Below are 14,568 nucleotides of genomic sequence, written 5' to 3'. Positions count from 1 at the left end.
ATCTCGGACCCATGGGTGAGGATGACCGCATGAAGCCCGTGGAGATCATTTCTGGCGGCTTGCGACTGCGCGCCTGGGAGCCGGCCGACGTGGACGCGCTCCACCGTGAGGCCTCGCACCCCGAGGTGCAGCGCTGGCTGGCTCTGCCCACCGACCCGGCCGTGACCGCGGAATTCGTGCTGCACCGGGCGCCCGCGCAACGCGACGCCAGCCTCGGGTTGCACCTCGGGGTCTTCGGCGCTACGGACGGCGGCCTGCTGGGATCGGTGGCCCTGACCAAGATCGACCAGCAGCGGGGGTACGCCGAACTGGGCTTCTGGGTCGCGGCCGGTGCGCGCGGCGGCCGGATCGCCGAGCGCGCCGGCCGCGCGCTGCTGGAGTGGGGTTTCGCCGAGCTCGGGCTCGGTCTCGTCGGCTGGCGCGCCCGGGTCGGCAACCACGCGTCCCGGGTCACCGCGCTGCGCCTCGGCTTCACCATGGAGGGCACCGGCCGGGCCGTGCGCACCGCGCCGGACGGCACCCGCTCGGACCGGTGGACCGCGTCACTGCTGCCCGGCGACCTGATCGAGTCCGGCCGGCCGGACTCCCCCGCGATCGCGCTCGCGGCCCGGCGCGCCCGCGTCTTCGGCAACCCACGCCCGGTGCTGACCGGCCCCGGCGGCGTGCGGCTGCGGCCGGCCGAGGAGCGGGATCTGGCCGCGATCGTCGAGACCTGCCTCGACTCTGAGACGCTGCGCTGGACCACGGTGCCGGAGAACTACACGCTGGCCGACGCGGCCGGGTTCTCGCTCGGCTACCAGCCGGCGCAGTGGATGGCCGGGACCGCCGCGATGTTCGTCTTCGCCGGGCCGGACGACGCCTACGCCGGGAACATGGATCTACGGATGACCACGCCGGATGACCCGCTCTTCGCGGACGTCGGCTTCTCCGCCGCGCCCGGCGCCCGGGGTCGTGGGTACACCACGGCCGCACTGCGTACCGTCTGCGAGTGGGGGTTCGAGACGCTGGGGCTGGAACGCATCGAGTGGCTCGCGCACGTCGGCAACGCGGCCTCCCGCCGGGTGGCGGAGAAGGCGGGCTTCACCGTCGAGGGCGTGCGCCGGTCGGCGCTCCCGCACCGCGGTGAGCGCCGCGACGTGTGGGCGGCCGGCCTGGTCCCCGCCGATCTCGACCGGACAGCGAGGTGAGCACGATGGACCGGACGACCGTCGAGGATCAGGGGGTCCGGCTGCGCCCGCTGCGCCGCTCCGACGCCCCCGACGTGGTCGCGGCCTGCTCCGACCCGCTGACCCAGCGGTTCCTGCCGCTGCTGCCCCGGCCGTACACGGAGGCGGACGCGCTCTGGTGGATCGAGGAGGGCGCGGAGGCGGAGTGGCGGCAGGGCGGCGGCGTCTGGGCGGTCGCCGACCCGGCCACCGACCGGCTGGCCGGCACGATCGGCCTGCACCGGGTGGTCCGGGAGCGGGCACAGGCCGAGGTCGGCTACTGGGTCGCGCCGTGGGCCCGTGGCCGGGGCATCGCGACCGCCGCGACCGTGGCGCTGAGCGCGCACGCGTTCGCGCACGGCTTCGCCCGGCTGGAGCTGCTCAGCGAGCTGGAGAACGTCGCCAGTCAGCGCGTCGCGCTCGCGGCCGGGTTCCAGCGCGAGGCGGTGCGCCGCGGCGTCGCACCGGACCGGGACGGTTCCCGGACCGACCTGGTGGCGTTCGCCCGGCTCGCCGGCGACCCGGCCGGACCGGTCGCGCGGTGGCTGCCGGACCTGCCCGGCGGCGAGCTGAGCGACGGCGTGGTCACGCTGCGGCCGCTGCGGCCCGGCGACGAGGACTTCCTGCACACGCTGCTCAACCAGCCGGACGTGGTCGCGACCAGCGTGCCGGCGGTCGCGCCGGACCGGCGGGAGATCGCGCTCCGGTGCGCCCGATCGCAGGCGCACTGGCTGGCCGGCGACCGCGCCGACCTGGTCATCGTGGACACCGCGACCGGCCGGCCGGCCGGCGACATCGGGCTCTACTACCAGGAGCGCAACACCGGGCAGGCGATGATCGGGTACGCGATGCTGCCGGAGTGGCGCGGCCGCGGTTTCCCCACCCGGGCCGTGCAGCTGGTGGCGCTCTGGGCGTTCGCGGAGACGTCGATCGCGCGGCTGGTCGCCGGCACCAACCCACAGAACGCGGGCTCGCAGCGCGTGCTGGAGAAGGCGGGCTTCCAGCGGGAGGGCTACCACCGCTCGCGACTGCCCGCCGCGGACGGCCGCCGCGTCGACGACGTGCTGTTCGCCATGGTCGCCTCCGACCTGCTCAGCCGCACCGCAGCCCCCGAGCGCTGACCACCCGCCGCCCCACCTGGTGATCGAGGCGTCATTCACGTCGTTGGAACGACGTGAATGACGCCTCGATCATGGACCTTGTGCGTGCGCGGACACGAGAGAGGCGCCCGGTGGTGGATTCGCGGAAGCGTCAGGCCTCGAGTGAGAGGACGCCGTAGTCGTAGCCGCGGCGCCGGTAGACGACGCTCGGGCGGCCGGTCTCCTTGTCCATGAAGAGATAGAAGTCGTGGCCGACGAGTTCCATCTGGAACAGCGCGTCGTCCACGCTCATCGGGATCGAGGAGTGCTCCTTCTCGCGGACGACGTGCCAGGGCTGATCGTCGTCGATCTCGGGCTCGGACTCCCGCTCCTTGACCAGGGTGGCGGGCCCGCCGCCCAGCGGGGCGAAGCCCTCGGCCGGAAGCCCGGCGGTCGCGGCCGCGACCGAGACCGGGGTGCGGCGGCCGCGGTGCACGCGGCGGCGATCGGCGGACCGGCGGAGCCGGGCTTCGAGCTTGGCGATGGCGCTGTCCAGGGCGCTGTAGAAGTCGGCGGCACATGCCTCGGCGCGAATCACCGGGCCGCGGGAGACGACCGTGATCTCGACTCGCTGGCAGTGATCGGATTGGCGCGGATTGCGCTCGTGAAACAGCTCGACGTCGACGCGGATGAGTTTCTGGTCGTAGCGCTCGATCTTTTCGAGCTTCTCGGCGACGTGCACCCGGTAGTGGTCCGGCACCTCAACGTTCCGACCCTTGACGACAATGTCCACGCGTGACCTCCCATGATCGATTCTGAGAGACCACCGGAGATCCGGCGGCCACAGATCTGGGCTTGAACTGGTCTGACGAGGCGGAGAACGGTCCGGCGCGGTCACCTGCATGACGGCGGCGCGCTGGGGAATCTCGACCGGCCTCCGAAAACGCGGCGTAGCCTCCTCTCGGCGGGCGGTCCGGCCTGCGCGGCCGACCGCGGTGCTGACCTGCCCGGCCAGCGGGGCACGGAAAATCGCCCCAGCGGCGGTAGATCTTGGGGTCATACCCCCGCTATACAAACGCTAACCCGTGTTCCGGCTTGCGTCACGCTCCGTTCCCAAGACCGTGTCGAGAAGATTCGCGCATCCGGCACGTTCGGGGGACAAAGGCGTGCGCCTCAACGTTGCGGCGAGCACGGCGGCGCCGGTCACCGCCACGCCGGCCGCCCGCAACCGCTCCGCGATCACCGCGAGCGTCGCCCCGGTGGTCACGATGTCGTCGATCAGGATTGTCGGCCCGGGCGTGTCGCGCAGCCGGGCCGCCGCCCGTGCGCGGAGCCCGAACTTGGCCGTCGCCTCGGCCAGCCGCCCGGCCGCGGAGAGTTCCGTCGAGTCCGCGCGGGACCGGGCGGTCAGCGGGCGGGCCACCGTGGTGCGCACGCCCGCCGCACGCAGCCGGGACGCGGCCCAGCCGGCCAGCGCGGCCAGGTGGTCGCCCTGCCGCTCCCGGACGGCCCGCGGCGTGGACGGGACCGGCACCAGTACCACGGCCGGGCCGGGCGCGGCCGCGGCCACCACGTCGCCGAGCAGCATGCCCAGCGGGCGGGCCAGGGACCGCCGGCCGCGTTCCTTGTAGTCGAGCAGGGCGGCGCGCAGCACGCCCGCATACGGCCCGAGCGCGGCGCACGGCGGGAAGCCGGACGGCGCCGGGTCGGGGCGGGTGGCGAACGGCCGGAGCCCGCGCAGCGCGGCCGCGCACTCGGCGCAGACCGCGCGGCGCAGTGCCCGGCCGGTGGCGCCGCAGCCCGCGCAGGCGGACGGCAGCACCAGATCGGTCAGCGTGGCCCAGAGTCCGGCGCGCATTCCCGGAAGGATAGGGCTTGATCACGCACCGTAGGGGGCGCGTCTCACTCCAGGAAGAACGGGGCGCTGATCTTGTTGTCCACCGCATCCGCGGGCGGCTGCGACAGCTGCCTCGTCTCGATCTGGAGCGAGGTGGACAGCAGGTTGTAGGCGAGGTTGTTCGCGACGTAGGCCGCCTGGCTGCCGCCGCTGTTCGGCCGGGCCGGGTTCACCGGGTACGCCGCGAGGTAGGTGACCTGCGCGGAGCCGAGGCCGGTCGCCCGGTCCTGCTCGTCCACGCCGTCCACGGTGACCTCGACGACCGCGCTCTGCGACCCGTTCTGGCCGGCCACCATCAGCAGATCCTCGCCCGCGAAGTCCACGGCCGTGATGGCGGTCAGCGACGTGGGCACCTCGCGTATGACGGTGCCGGCCTTGACGCCGGCGTCCGCGCGGATCAGCGCGGTGACGAACACCCGGCCGCCGGAGACCAGCGCGATCCGCTGGCCGTCGTACGACACCGCCATGGCCGTGATCCCCGGGCCCGGCTGACTGCTCAGCGCGACCGGCGTCAGTCGCGCCTCCTGGGTGCCGAACTGCTGCAGCCGCCCGTTCACCACGATCAGGCCGATCAGGCTCTCCGGCCGCTGGTCCGCGGTCGCGCCCGGCGTCCAGAGCCAGACCGGGCGGCCGGCCGCGGCGTCGCCGAGCGGGATCCGCAGCAGCTTGGTCGGGGCCTCGGCGTTGATGACCAGCTCCCGGCCCTCGCCGTTGCCCCGATCGCGCACCCAGGCGCCGACCGTGCGCTGACCGAACCGGGAGAACGACGCGACGCTGACGCCGGTGTTCGTCTCCGGTGTGACCAGCGGCGTGTCGCCGGTCGGGACCGGGGCCTGGGTCTGCGTGCCGCCCATCCGCGTGATCCGGCCGTCGTAGATCGCGAACCGGCTCGGGTCGTCGATCAGCTCCGACGACGGGTTCGCGCCCAGCACGCGGGCGTCGGCGGCGAACGTGGCCCGCGCCTGGCCCTCGACCTTCACCTGGACGCCGTCGCCGGCGTAGTCGCGCAGCGTCCAGTGCAGCTGGGCGCCGAGCTGCCAGATCGCGTCGTCGTCCAGCGCGCCGGCCTCGGCGCTCAGGTTCACCTCCAGCGGGTCGCCGTCCGCCGCCTTCGGCACGTTGCCCTTCGGCTTGACGTTCGCCGGGAGCCCGTCGGCCGCCTGACCGACCAGCGCGGACGGGCCGACGCCGAGCCACTCCAGCAGCTCGGTGGGGCGGCGCTCGACGGAGACGCTCAGCGACAGCCAGCGCAGGTCCGGTACGAGCGCGGTCCGCTCCTTGTTCCAGAAGTAGACCGGCGCTCTGGTGTACCGGTTCTCCAGCTCCGTGTCCGGGAGCAGCAGCAGCGGCGGCGCGTCGAGCACCCAGTAGCCGGTCTGCCCCGCGATCTGGCTGACCGTGAACGTGTACTCGGTCTCCTCGTTGTTCGGCGGCTCCACCGAGCCGTTCGCGGTCAGCACGCCGAGGTGCTGCACCTTGATCACGACCGTCGTGTACGACTCCAGCGCGGTGGTCACGATCGGCTCCGTCAGCCGAACGATGTTGATCTCGCTGGACGGCTTCCAGCCCGGCTGCCGGGCCGGCGAGAGGAACGACCGCGCGCGGTCCACCGCCTTCTCCTGGTCGCCGGCCGACGCGGCCAGCATGGAGGTCACGGCGAGCTGGGCCGAGGTCGTGGTGCCGTTCGACCGGTCGATCGGCATGATCGGGTCGACGCCGCCCGGGGCGTCCGGCGACGGCTTCTCGCCGTGCACCTGCACGTCGGTCTCTCCGGGGATGCCGCAGCCGGTCAGCCCGGCCGTCAGCAGCAGCACCGCAGCCGCGGTGGCTGTGACCCTTCTCACGACTGCACCTCCTCGGTGACCCGGCGCAGCTCGCTCACGGCCAGCGGTGACTCGGTCGCGCGCGGCGGCAGATCGTCCGGGACCAGGCGCAGCGGCGCCGCGGTGAGCCGGTCACCGGCGCGGCTCGGCAGGGTCAGGCGGAACTGGGCGCCCGCGCCGGGCGCGCCCCACGCCTCCAGCCAGCCGCCGTGCAGGCGCGCGTCCTCCACGCTGATCGACAGGCCGAGACCGGTGCCGCCGGTCTGCCGGGCCCGGGACGGGTCGGCGCGCCAGAACCGGTTGAAGACCAGCTTCTCCTCGCCCGGCTTCAGGCCCACGCCGTGGTCGCGGACCGTGATCGACACGGCGGACTCGTCCGCGCGCATGCGCACCCGGACCGGTTTGCCCTCGCCGTGCTCGATCGCGTTGCCGACCAGGTTCCGCAGGATCCGCTCGACGCGGCGCGGGTCGACCTCCGCGACGATCGGCGTCTCCGGGAACTCGACATCCAGCGGTACGCCGACGCGCTCGGCCAGCCCGGCCAGGCGCTCGGTCACCCGTTCCACGATCGGGACCAGGTCGGTCGGCTCGGAGTCGAGCATCGCGAACCCGGCGTCGAACCGGCTGATCTCCAGCAGGTCGGTGAGCAGGTTCTCGAAGCGGTCCAGCTCGTTCTGCAGCAGCTCGGCGCTGCGCGCGACCGCCGGGTCGAACTCGTCGCGCTCCGCGAAGATCAGGTCGGCGGCCATCCGCACCGTGGTCAGTGGCGTCCGCAGCTCGTGCGAGACGTCCGAGGTGAAGCGGCGCTGGAGCCGGGACATCTCCTCCAGCCGGACGATCTGCCGCTGCAGGTTCGCCGCCATCTGGTTGAACGACGCGCCGAGCAGCGCCAGGTCGTCCTCGCCGTTGACCGCCATCCGCTGATCGAGCAGGCCGGCCGAGAGGCGCTGCGCGGTGCGGGCCGCGACCCGGACCGGCGCCACCACCAGGCGGGTGACCAGCGCGGTCAGGATGACCAGCAGCACCACCAGCGCGGCGCCGGTGACCAGCACGGTCGTGCGGATCTCGTTGGCCGCCTGGTCCTCCGCGGTCAGCGGCACCACGTAGTACAGCTCGACCTGGCCGAAGCCGGTGAGCACCGGCGTGCCGTAGACGAGGTACTTCTGCGGCTCGCCGCCGTTCAGCGACGCGGTCCGGATCTGCGACGACGGGCCCTCGGTCGCGACGCTGGTCTCCAGCTCGCGGGTGATCACCTGGGAGACGTCGTCGACCTGCGGCGCGGTGACCGGTTGCAGGCCGGACACCCCGTACGCCCGGAGCGACCAGATCCGGCCGCTGACCTGGCTGGTCTCGCCGCCGACCAGGTAACCGACCGTGCTCAGCATCGTGCTCTGCAACTCCGGGTCGAACGCCTGGTTGTGCACGCCGAGCTGCGAGTCGGCCCAGATCTCGCCCGCGTTGAGCTGCGCCTCCGCGTTCGCGGTGGCCTGGTCGAGCAGGATCGTGCTGGCCCGGTTGGCCACCACGAACGCGAACACGCCGACCAGCACGCTGGACGCGATGAGCGTGATGGCGACCATGCGCAGCTGCAGCGAGCGGCGCCAGGCCTGACGGACGACGGCCGCGACCCGGCCGGCCCGCCAGGCGAGCGCGTGCCACCAGCCGCCGACGACCCGGCCGGGACCGGAGTCGCGCAGCCGGACCAGGGCAGCACCCAGCGCGGCGACCGCGCGGGAGGCGGCGAGTCGTCGGATCAGCGTCATCGGAGAGCTACGGGTCACAACGCCGTACAGGCTAGCCGTTCCCCGCCTTGTAGCCCACGCCGCGGACGGTCAAGATGATCTCCGGTCGCTCCGGGTCCGGTTCGATCTTGGCGCGCAGGCGCTGGACGTGCACGTTGACCAGCCGCGTGTCCGCCGCGTGCCGGTAACCCCACACCTGCTCCAGCAGCACCTCGCGGGTGAAGACCTGGCGCGGCTTGCGGGCCAGCGCCACCAGCAGGTCGAACTCCAGCGGCGTGAGCTTGACCTCCTCGCCGTCGCGGCTGACCGTGTGCGCGGGCACGTCGATCGTGATCTGGTTCGTCGGCGGGCCGATCGTCAGCAGCTCCGGCGCCGCGTCCTCGCCCCGGCGCAGCCGCGCCCGCATGCGGGCGACCAGCTCCTTCGGCTTGAACGGCTTCACCACGTAGTCGTCGGCGCCGGACTCCAGGCCGAGGACCACGTCGACGGTGTCGCTCTTCGCGGTCAGCATCACGATCGGCAGACCGGACTCGGAGCGGATCGACCGGCACACGTCGATCCCGCTCATACCGGGCAGCATCAGGTCGAGCAGGACGATGTCCGGCCTGCTCTCGCGGAACGCGGCGAGTGCGCGCTCACCGTCGGACACGAACGACGGCAGAAATCCCTCGCTGCGCAGCACGATGCCGAGCATCTCCGCCAACGCTGGATCATCGTCGACCACCAGGACCCGGGCTCTCATGGCGTCCAATATCGCACTTCCTCGCCCGGAACCGCGTGACGCCCGCCGACGGTCCTTGCCAACCGTCCGTACCGAATCGGGTGATCTTAGGATCTTCCGGGCGGTTTTTCCGTGACCTGGGCACCCGGCGGCCGGGTGTGTGCGGGCGTGCCAGGATTGCCCCAGCAATCCCCGTCCCAGGGAGCCCTCGGTTTGGATCACGCCGGCCCGTCCGCCGCGCTTCCGCTGCGTCCCCTCACCGTCGGTGAGCTGCTGGACGCCGCGGTCGGCGTGCTGCGCGACAACGCGCGCGCCCTGCTGCCTGCCGGCCTGCTGCTGGCCGCCGCGGAGCAGATCGCGCTCGCCCCGGTCCGGATCTGGGCCAACGCGCACCCGCCCACGTACGTACCCCAGTGGGAAGATCTTGATCGGTTCTGGGTCCTGCTGGTGGTCGGCGCGGCCACCGAGGCGATCGCGATCCTGCTGCTCGGCGGGTTCGCCGCGCGGGCAGCGTCGGCCGCGCTGCTCGGCACGCGACTGCCCGCCCGCCGGGTGCTCACCCCGCGCGGACTCCGGCTCGGCCCGATCGTGGGAGTCGCCGCGCTCGTCGGCGTGCTCACGCTCTTCGCCGGGTCCACGGTCGCGGTCTGGCCCATCGTCTACGGGCTGACCGGCCTGATCATCCCGGTGCTGCTGGTGGACCGGGTGCCGGCCGGGCGCGCGATCGCGCGCGGGGTGTCGATCGCGACCCGGCACAGCGCGCGCGGGGTCTGGGTCCGGCTGCTGGGCGCGGCCGGCTGGCTGGCCATGCGCATCGCGCTCGCGATCTCCGGCGTCTACACCATGGACCTGCTCGGGCTCACCCACCCGGCCTGGGCCGCGCCGCTCGGCTTCGTCGTCTGGACGCTGGCGAACACGATCGCCTACCCCACGCTCGCCTGCCTCGACGCGGTCGTCTACCTGGAGACCCGCATGCGGACCGAAGGGCTGGACATCCGGCTCGCCCGGGCCCGCACGCACGGGCCGGTCACCCCGGCCTCGCTCGCACAGGGGGCGCTGCCGTGAGCGGGCGCGCGACCACCCGGCGGCACCGGCGCATCGCCGGGAGCCCGGCATGAGTTTCAGCCGGTGGTGGACCGAGACGGTGGGGACGATCGACGACGCGATCGGCGCCGGCACCGCCATGCTGATCCTGCTGATCACCGCGTTCGTGGTCGCGATCCTCTGGTACGCGTACCCGGCCTGGGTGCCGCGCCGCCTCCCCCGCCCGCGCCTGCCCCGATGGCGGTGGAAGCGCCGCCGGCGCACGCCGCGCCCGGCCCCGGCCGACGCGGTCGAGACCGTGGAGATCGACACGCTGCCGACCATGCCGTCCCGCTCGCTGACCACGCTCGCCGACCGGTATGCCGCCGAGGGCCGATACGCCGAGGCGGTCCGGGAACGGCACCGCGCGATGGTCCGCGAGCTGGTCGAGCAGCACGTCATCGAGCACCACCCGGAGTGGACCGTCACCGAGCTGGCCGGTGCCGCCGCGCGCGCCCGGCCCGCGCTCGACGGGCCGCTGCGCACCGCCGGGACGATCTTCTCCGACATCTGGTACGGCCAGCGCCCGGCCGAGCCCGGCCACGACCGGCGCATGCGGGACCTCTCCACCGAGCTCGGCGCGGCGCTGAAGGATGGCGACCGGTGAAACGCCGCTACCGGATCATCATCCCGGTCACGATCGCGCTGCTCCTGCTGCTGACCACCGGCGTCACCTACGCGATCGAGGAGCCGGACCCGTCCGCGGAGGACTACCTGTCCCCGGCCGTCACGTCCGCGGTCGGCGGCAGCGCGCTGGACCGGGCCCTGCGCGGCTCCGGCGTCGACGTGAAGCACCTGACCCGGACCTCGGACGCGCTGGTCGAGGCGTACCGCGGCAACGCCACGCTGTTCATCCCGGCGCCCGAGGCGATCCACCCGGAATACCTGCGCATGCTCGACCTCCTGCCGCCCACCACCCGGATCGTGCTGGTCGCGCCCGCCGGCCCGGCACTGCGCGCGGCCGGGCTCGGCATCACCGCGCAGAGCCGGCGGTGGACCACCAAGGCGGTCCCGCCGGACGCGGAGCAGCCGGCGCCGTGCCGCATCGACGAGGCCCGCGACGCCGGGACCGCGGCCGCGCTCCGCCAGCGCTACGCCGGCAGCGGCCCGGCCTGCTACGGCCACGGCCTGATCCGCGCGCACGACCTCGCGGCCGAGACGTACGTGATCGGCGCCGGCGACCCGTTCCGTAACGACCGGATCCGCGAGCACGGCAACGAACGGCTCGCGGTCGGGCTGCTCGGCGCGCGCGGGCGGATGATCTGGCTGGACCGGCACCGGCTGGAGCCGCCGCCGCTCTACGCCTCGTCCCGGCCGGAGGGCCCGGAGGCGCCACCGTCGCTCTACCCCGACGTCCCGGACGACAGCTCCACTACCGGCCCCTACGACCGGCCCGGCCCGACCGGCAGCCCCCGGCCGGGCGGCGGACAGGGCGACGACGACCCCGAGTCGCCGGGCGGGGATCAGCGCGCGGACGGACCGTCCCCGCCGGACAGCAACCCGGTGCTGGACGCGTTCCCGCCCTGGTTCTGGGCCATGCTGGTGCTGCTCGCCGCGGCCGCCCTGGCCACCGCGCTGTGGCGGGCCCGCCGCCTCGGCCCGCCGGTCGTGGAGCCGCTGCCGGTCCAGGTCCGCGCGCACGAGACCGTGCTCGGCCGGGGCCGCCTCTACCGGCGGGCGCGCGCGGCGCCGCACAGCGCGGAGATACTCCGCGAGGCCGCCCGGCAGCGGCTCACCCACCGGCTGCGGCTCACCGCGGACGCCGACCTGAGCGCCGCCGTCGCCGCGCACCTGCGGTCGGACGAACTCCAGGTGCGCCGCGTGCTGTACGACTTCCAGGTGACCGACGACAGTGAGCTGGTCTGGCTGGCCCGCGCGCTGCACGAGCTGACCACCGCCGTGACACACGAAGGAGACGACCGGTGACCCAGAACGCGCTCGCGGTGGCGACCACCGACGACGCCCGGGAGCCGCTGCACCGGCTGCGCGCCGAGGTGGCCAAGGCGGTGGTCGGCCAGGACTCCGTGGTCACCGGCGTGCTCATCGCGCTGCTGTGCCGCGGTCATGTCCTCCTCGAAGGCGTGCCCGGCGTGGCGAAGACGCTGCTCATCCGTACCGTGGCGGCGGCTCTCGACCTGGACGCGAAGCGTCTGCAGTTCACGCCGGACCTGATGCCCGGCGACGTGACCGGCTCGCTCGTCTACGACCCGCACACCGCGAAGTTCGAGTTCCGCAACGGGCCGGTCTTCACGAACCTGCTGCTCGCCGACGAGATCAACCGGACGCCGCCGAAGACCCAGTCCGCGCTGCTGGAGGTCATGGAGGAGCGGCAGGTCTCGGTCGAGGGCACACCGCGCCCACTGCCGGACGTGTTCATCGTGGCCGCCACCCAGAACCCGGTCGAGTACGAGGGCACCTACCCCCTGCCGGAGGCACAGCTCGACCGGTTCCTGCTGAAGCTGACCGTGCCGCTGCCCAGCCGCGACGAGGAGCTGGGCGTGCTGCGCGCGCACCACGCCGGCTTCGACCCGCGTGACCTCGCCGCCGCCGGCGTCCAGCGGGTCGCCACGGTCGCCGACCTGAACGCCGGGCGTGCCGCCGTCGCCCGGGTCGCGGTCGCGGACCCGGTGCTGGCCTACATGGTCGACATCTGCCGCGCCACCCGCGTCTCGCCCGCGTTCGAGCTGGGCGCGTCCCCGCGCGGCGCCACCGCGCTGCTGAACACGTCGAAGGCGTGGGGCTGGCTGGCCGGCCGGGACTACGTCACGCCGGACGACGTCAAGTCGGTCGCGCGCGCCACGCTCCGGCACCGCGTCCGGCTGCGCCCCGAGGCCGAGCTGGAGGGCGTGACCACGGACGCGGTGCTGGAGTCGGTGCTCGCGTCCGTCCCGGCACCACGATGATCACGTGGCGTGCCGCGCTGCTGCTGGCCGCCGGCGCCCTCAGCATGCCGCTCTGGCCGTGGCCGTGGATCGGCCTCGCCGTCGTGCTCACGGCCGTGGCCGCGCTGGCCGCGCTCGACTTCCGGGCCGCGGCGGCGCTCCGGCACGTCACGCTCACCCGTTCCGGTCAGCGGGCGGTCCGGCTCGGCGACTCGGCCGTCGTTCAACTGCACATTCACAACCAGGGGGTACGCACGCTGCGCGCCGAGATCCGCGACGACTGGGTGCCGTCGGCCGGGGCGCAACGCGGTGTGCACCGGCTGGAGGTCGAGCCGGGCGAGACCGCGGTCGTGGAGAACCGGCTGCGGCCCACCCGGCGCGGCGACCGGCCCGCGGTGCGCGTCACCGTGCGCTCGCACGGGCCGTTGCGGCTCGCGTTCCGGCAGCTCGCGGGCCGTCCGGTGACGCCGGAGTGGACGCTGCGCACGCTGCCGCGGTTCGAGTCGCGGCGGTTCCTCGCGGAGAAGGTGTCCCGGCTGCGGATCCTGGACGGGTCCACGGTGACCCGCGGCCGCGGGCAGGGCACGGAGTTCGACGCGCTGCGCGAGTACGTGGTCGGCGACGACGTCCGCTCGATCGACTGGCGGGCCAGCGCGCGCCGCTCCGACGTGCTGGTCCGCACGTGGCGCCCCGAGAGGGACCGCCGGGTGCTGTGCGTGATCGACACCGGCCGGACGTCGGCGGCCCGCGTCGACCGCACGGCCGCGCCGGGGGGACGGCGCTCGTGGCTGGCCGGGGCTTCGGGGCTTTCCGAGCCTTCCGGCGGTGTCTCGCCGTTCGGCGCGTCTCCGTCCGGTGTCTCGCCGTTCGGCGCGTCTCCGTCCGGTGTCTCGCCGTTCGGCGTGTCTCCCGCCGGTGAAGGGCACGCCGGCGCGGCGCCTTCCGGCGCGGCGCCTTCCGGCGCGGCTTCTTTCGGCGCGGATCCCTTCGCGGTTACTCCCCCGGCGGATGCGCGGGTGCCGCAGCACGGGGAGCCTCGGCTGGATGCGGCGATCGACGCCGCGCTGCTGCTGGCCGTGCTCGCCGCCCGGGCCGGTGACCGGGTGGATCTGCTGGCCGTGGACACCGCGGTGCGTGCCGCCGTCTCCGGTGCCGGACGCGAAGCGCTGCTGCCCCGGCTGGTGGACGCGGTCGCTCCGTTGCAGCCGGCGCTGGTCGAGACCGACTTCGAACTGGTCGTCGGCGAGATCCTGCGACGCGAACGAAAGCGGGCGCTGGTCGTACTGTTCACCACGCTGGAACCGGGTCCGCTCGGCGAAGGGCTGCTCCCGGTGCTGCCGCGCCTGGCCGCGCGCCACAAGGTCATCCTCGCGTCCGTGCACGATCCCGCGCTGGCCGCACTCACCGCCCGCCCGCCGGACACTCCCGAGCAGGCCTATGCCGCGGCCGCCGCCCACCAGGCGTACGCCGAGCGCAACCGAGTCCGCGCCGCGCTCACCCGCCACGGCGTCGACGTGGTCGACGCTCCGCTGGACGAGTTCGCCTCCCGCGTCAGCGACGCTTACCTCACCCTCAAGGCAGCCGGCCGCCTGTAACCGGCGCCTGCCTTGCTGAGGTCTCGATGCGCCTTGCTGAGCTTTCGGAGTCGAGGTGCGAGCGACGCTGGTGGTCCGGGCGCTGCGCGCCCGAAATTTCACGCTATAGGGGTTCGCCGCTGCGGAGCACCGCTCGCCCTGACGCCGAAGGTTCAGTGAGCGGCCCGGATGCCTTGGCCCGGGTTGCGCCTCGCGCCTGAGGTTCTGGCATCGACCGGTGTTCCGGCATCATGGAGGCTTATCAGCGCAGCGAACCGGCACCGCGTTGCCGCAGGCCACGCGGTCTGACGAGGGCGGCGCCGAATAAGCCTCATGGAGGGCTATTCAGCACGCTGCCCCCGGCAGCGCTAGCCTGCGGCGACACGGCGTTAGGTCGCCGCGCTGAATAAGCCTCCATGAGGCTTATTCAGCGGGCTGAGCCGACGCCGCGTCGCTGCAGGCCAGCGCTGCCGGCGCGCTACGCGCCGAATAATCCTCATGGTCTCGACGTCGAAAGCCATCCGGGCGGGCGATCCACGCCCGAGATCAGTCATTTGCTGCC

Annotated in this window: 12 protein-coding genes; 7 read left to right on the top strand and 5 right to left on the bottom strand. The window is 73.7% G+C overall.

The genetic code is table 11. The features are described from left to right. Positions 1–29: 29 nt before the first annotated feature. Positions 30–1,187, top strand: a complete 1,158-nt coding sequence (locus tag J2S43_RS40165) for a GNAT family N-acetyltransferase (RefSeq protein WP_306838486.1) — start codon at positions 30–32, stop codon at positions 1,185–1,187. A gap of 5 nt (positions 1,188–1,192) precedes the next feature. Beyond that, complete coding sequence (locus J2S43_RS40160) at positions 1,193–2,326, top strand: GNAT family N-acetyltransferase (RefSeq protein ID WP_306838485.1); 1,134 nt, start codon at positions 1,193–1,195, stop codon at positions 2,324–2,326. A 130-nt stretch (positions 2,327–2,456) separates the two neighbouring features. Here the strand turns inward: J2S43_RS40160 and hpf are convergent, their stop codons facing one another. The 5 genes from hpf to mtrA form a co-directional block, all read right to left on the bottom strand. Further along, on the bottom strand, positions 2,457–3,077 hold the full coding sequence (gene hpf / locus J2S43_RS40155; RefSeq protein ID WP_306838484.1) for a ribosome hibernation-promoting factor, HPF/YfiA family: 621 nt from the start codon (positions 3,075–3,077) through the stop codon (positions 2,457–2,459). A 285-nt stretch (positions 3,078–3,362) separates the two neighbouring features. Next, positions 3,363–4,142, bottom strand: coding sequence for a ComF family protein (locus J2S43_RS40150; RefSeq protein WP_306838483.1), 780 nt, complete (start codon positions 4,140–4,142; stop codon positions 3,363–3,365). A gap of 44 nt (positions 4,143–4,186) precedes the next feature. Next, complete coding sequence (locus J2S43_RS40145; RefSeq protein ID WP_306838482.1) at positions 4,187–6,025, bottom strand: LpqB family beta-propeller domain-containing protein; 1,839 nt, start codon at positions 6,023–6,025, stop codon at positions 4,187–4,189. Beyond that, positions 6,022–7,584 (bottom strand): MtrAB system histidine kinase MtrB, encoded by a 1,563-nt coding sequence (gene mtrB, locus J2S43_RS40140; protein ID WP_370881824.1) that lies wholly within the window; start codon positions 7,582–7,584, stop codon positions 6,022–6,024. Before mtrB ends, J2S43_RS40145 begins: the two co-directional genes overlap by 4 nt. 214 nt (positions 7,585–7,798) lie before the next feature. Then, the gene (mtrA, locus tag J2S43_RS40135) at positions 7,799–8,488 is read right to left on the bottom strand and encodes an MtrAB system response regulator MtrA (RefSeq protein ID WP_306838480.1); all 690 of its coding nucleotides are present in this window, start codon (positions 8,486–8,488) and stop codon (positions 7,799–7,801) included. Positions 8,489–8,680: 192 nt separating this feature from the next. Between mtrA and J2S43_RS40130 the strand changes: the two genes are divergently transcribed. The 5 genes from J2S43_RS40130 to J2S43_RS40110 are packed head-to-tail and all read left to right on the top strand — an operon-like array spanning position 8,681 to position 14,027. After that, positions 8,681–9,532 carry a hypothetical protein gene (locus J2S43_RS40130; RefSeq protein ID WP_306838479.1) on the top strand — a complete coding sequence of 284 codons (852 nt, stop codon included), beginning with the start codon at positions 8,681–8,683 and terminating at the stop codon, positions 9,530–9,532. Positions 9,533–9,581: 49 nt separating this feature from the next. Beyond that, entirely contained in the window at positions 9,582–10,157 is a 576-nt protein-coding gene (locus J2S43_RS40125; protein ID WP_306838478.1) for a DUF4129 domain-containing protein, read from the top strand. Further along, positions 10,154–11,476 carry a DUF4350 domain-containing protein gene (locus J2S43_RS40120; RefSeq protein ID WP_306838477.1) on the top strand — a complete coding sequence of 441 codons (1,323 nt, stop codon included), beginning with the start codon at positions 10,154–10,156 and terminating at the stop codon, positions 11,474–11,476. The genes J2S43_RS40125 and J2S43_RS40120 overlap by 4 nt, the downstream gene beginning before the upstream one ends. Beyond that, positions 11,473–12,453: an AAA family ATPase gene (locus J2S43_RS40115; protein WP_306838476.1), complete on the top strand. Its 981-nt coding sequence runs from the start codon at positions 11,473–11,475 to the stop codon at positions 12,451–12,453. The genes J2S43_RS40120 and J2S43_RS40115 overlap by 4 nt, the downstream gene beginning before the upstream one ends. After that, the gene (locus tag J2S43_RS40110; protein WP_306838475.1) at positions 12,450–14,027 is read left to right on the top strand and encodes a DUF58 domain-containing protein; all 1,578 of its coding nucleotides are present in this window, start codon (positions 12,450–12,452) and stop codon (positions 14,025–14,027) included. The genes J2S43_RS40115 and J2S43_RS40110 overlap by 4 nt, the downstream gene beginning before the upstream one ends. The last annotated feature ends 541 nt before the right edge of the window (positions 14,028–14,568 follow it).

Origin of the sequence: Catenuloplanes nepalensis, assembly GCF_030811575.1 — a bacterium.
Taxonomy (GTDB): Bacteria; Actinomycetota; Actinomycetes; order Mycobacteriales; family Micromonosporaceae; genus Catenuloplanes; species Catenuloplanes nepalensis.
Note: the sequence above shows the minus strand (reverse complement) of the source record. Positions and strands in the feature narration are given on the sequence as shown.

Excerpts from the sequence above, each read along its gene's own strand:
- J2S43_RS40150 (WP_306838483.1), bottom strand. The coding sequence starts at position 4,142 with ATGCGCGCCGGACTCTGGGCCACGCTGACCGATCTGGTGCTGCCGTCC.
- mtrA (WP_306838480.1), bottom strand. The coding sequence starts at position 8,488 with ATGAGAGCCCGGGTCCTGGTGGTCGACGATGATCCAGCGTTGGCGGAG.
- J2S43_RS40110 (WP_306838475.1), top strand. The coding sequence starts at position 12,450 with ATGATCACGTGGCGTGCCGCGCTGCTGCTGGCCGCCGGCGCCCTCAGC.
- J2S43_RS40165 (WP_306838486.1), top strand. The coding sequence starts at position 30 with ATGAAGCCCGTGGAGATCATTTCTGGCGGCTTGCGACTGCGCGCCTGG.
- J2S43_RS40160 (WP_306838485.1), top strand. The coding sequence starts at position 1,193 with ATGGACCGGACGACCGTCGAGGATCAGGGGGTCCGGCTGCGCCCGCTG.
- mtrB (WP_370881824.1), bottom strand. The coding sequence starts at position 7,584 with ATGGTCGCCATCACGCTCATCGCGTCCAGCGTGCTGGTCGGCGTGTTC.
- J2S43_RS40125 (WP_306838478.1), top strand. The coding sequence starts at position 9,582 with ATGAGTTTCAGCCGGTGGTGGACCGAGACGGTGGGGACGATCGACGAC.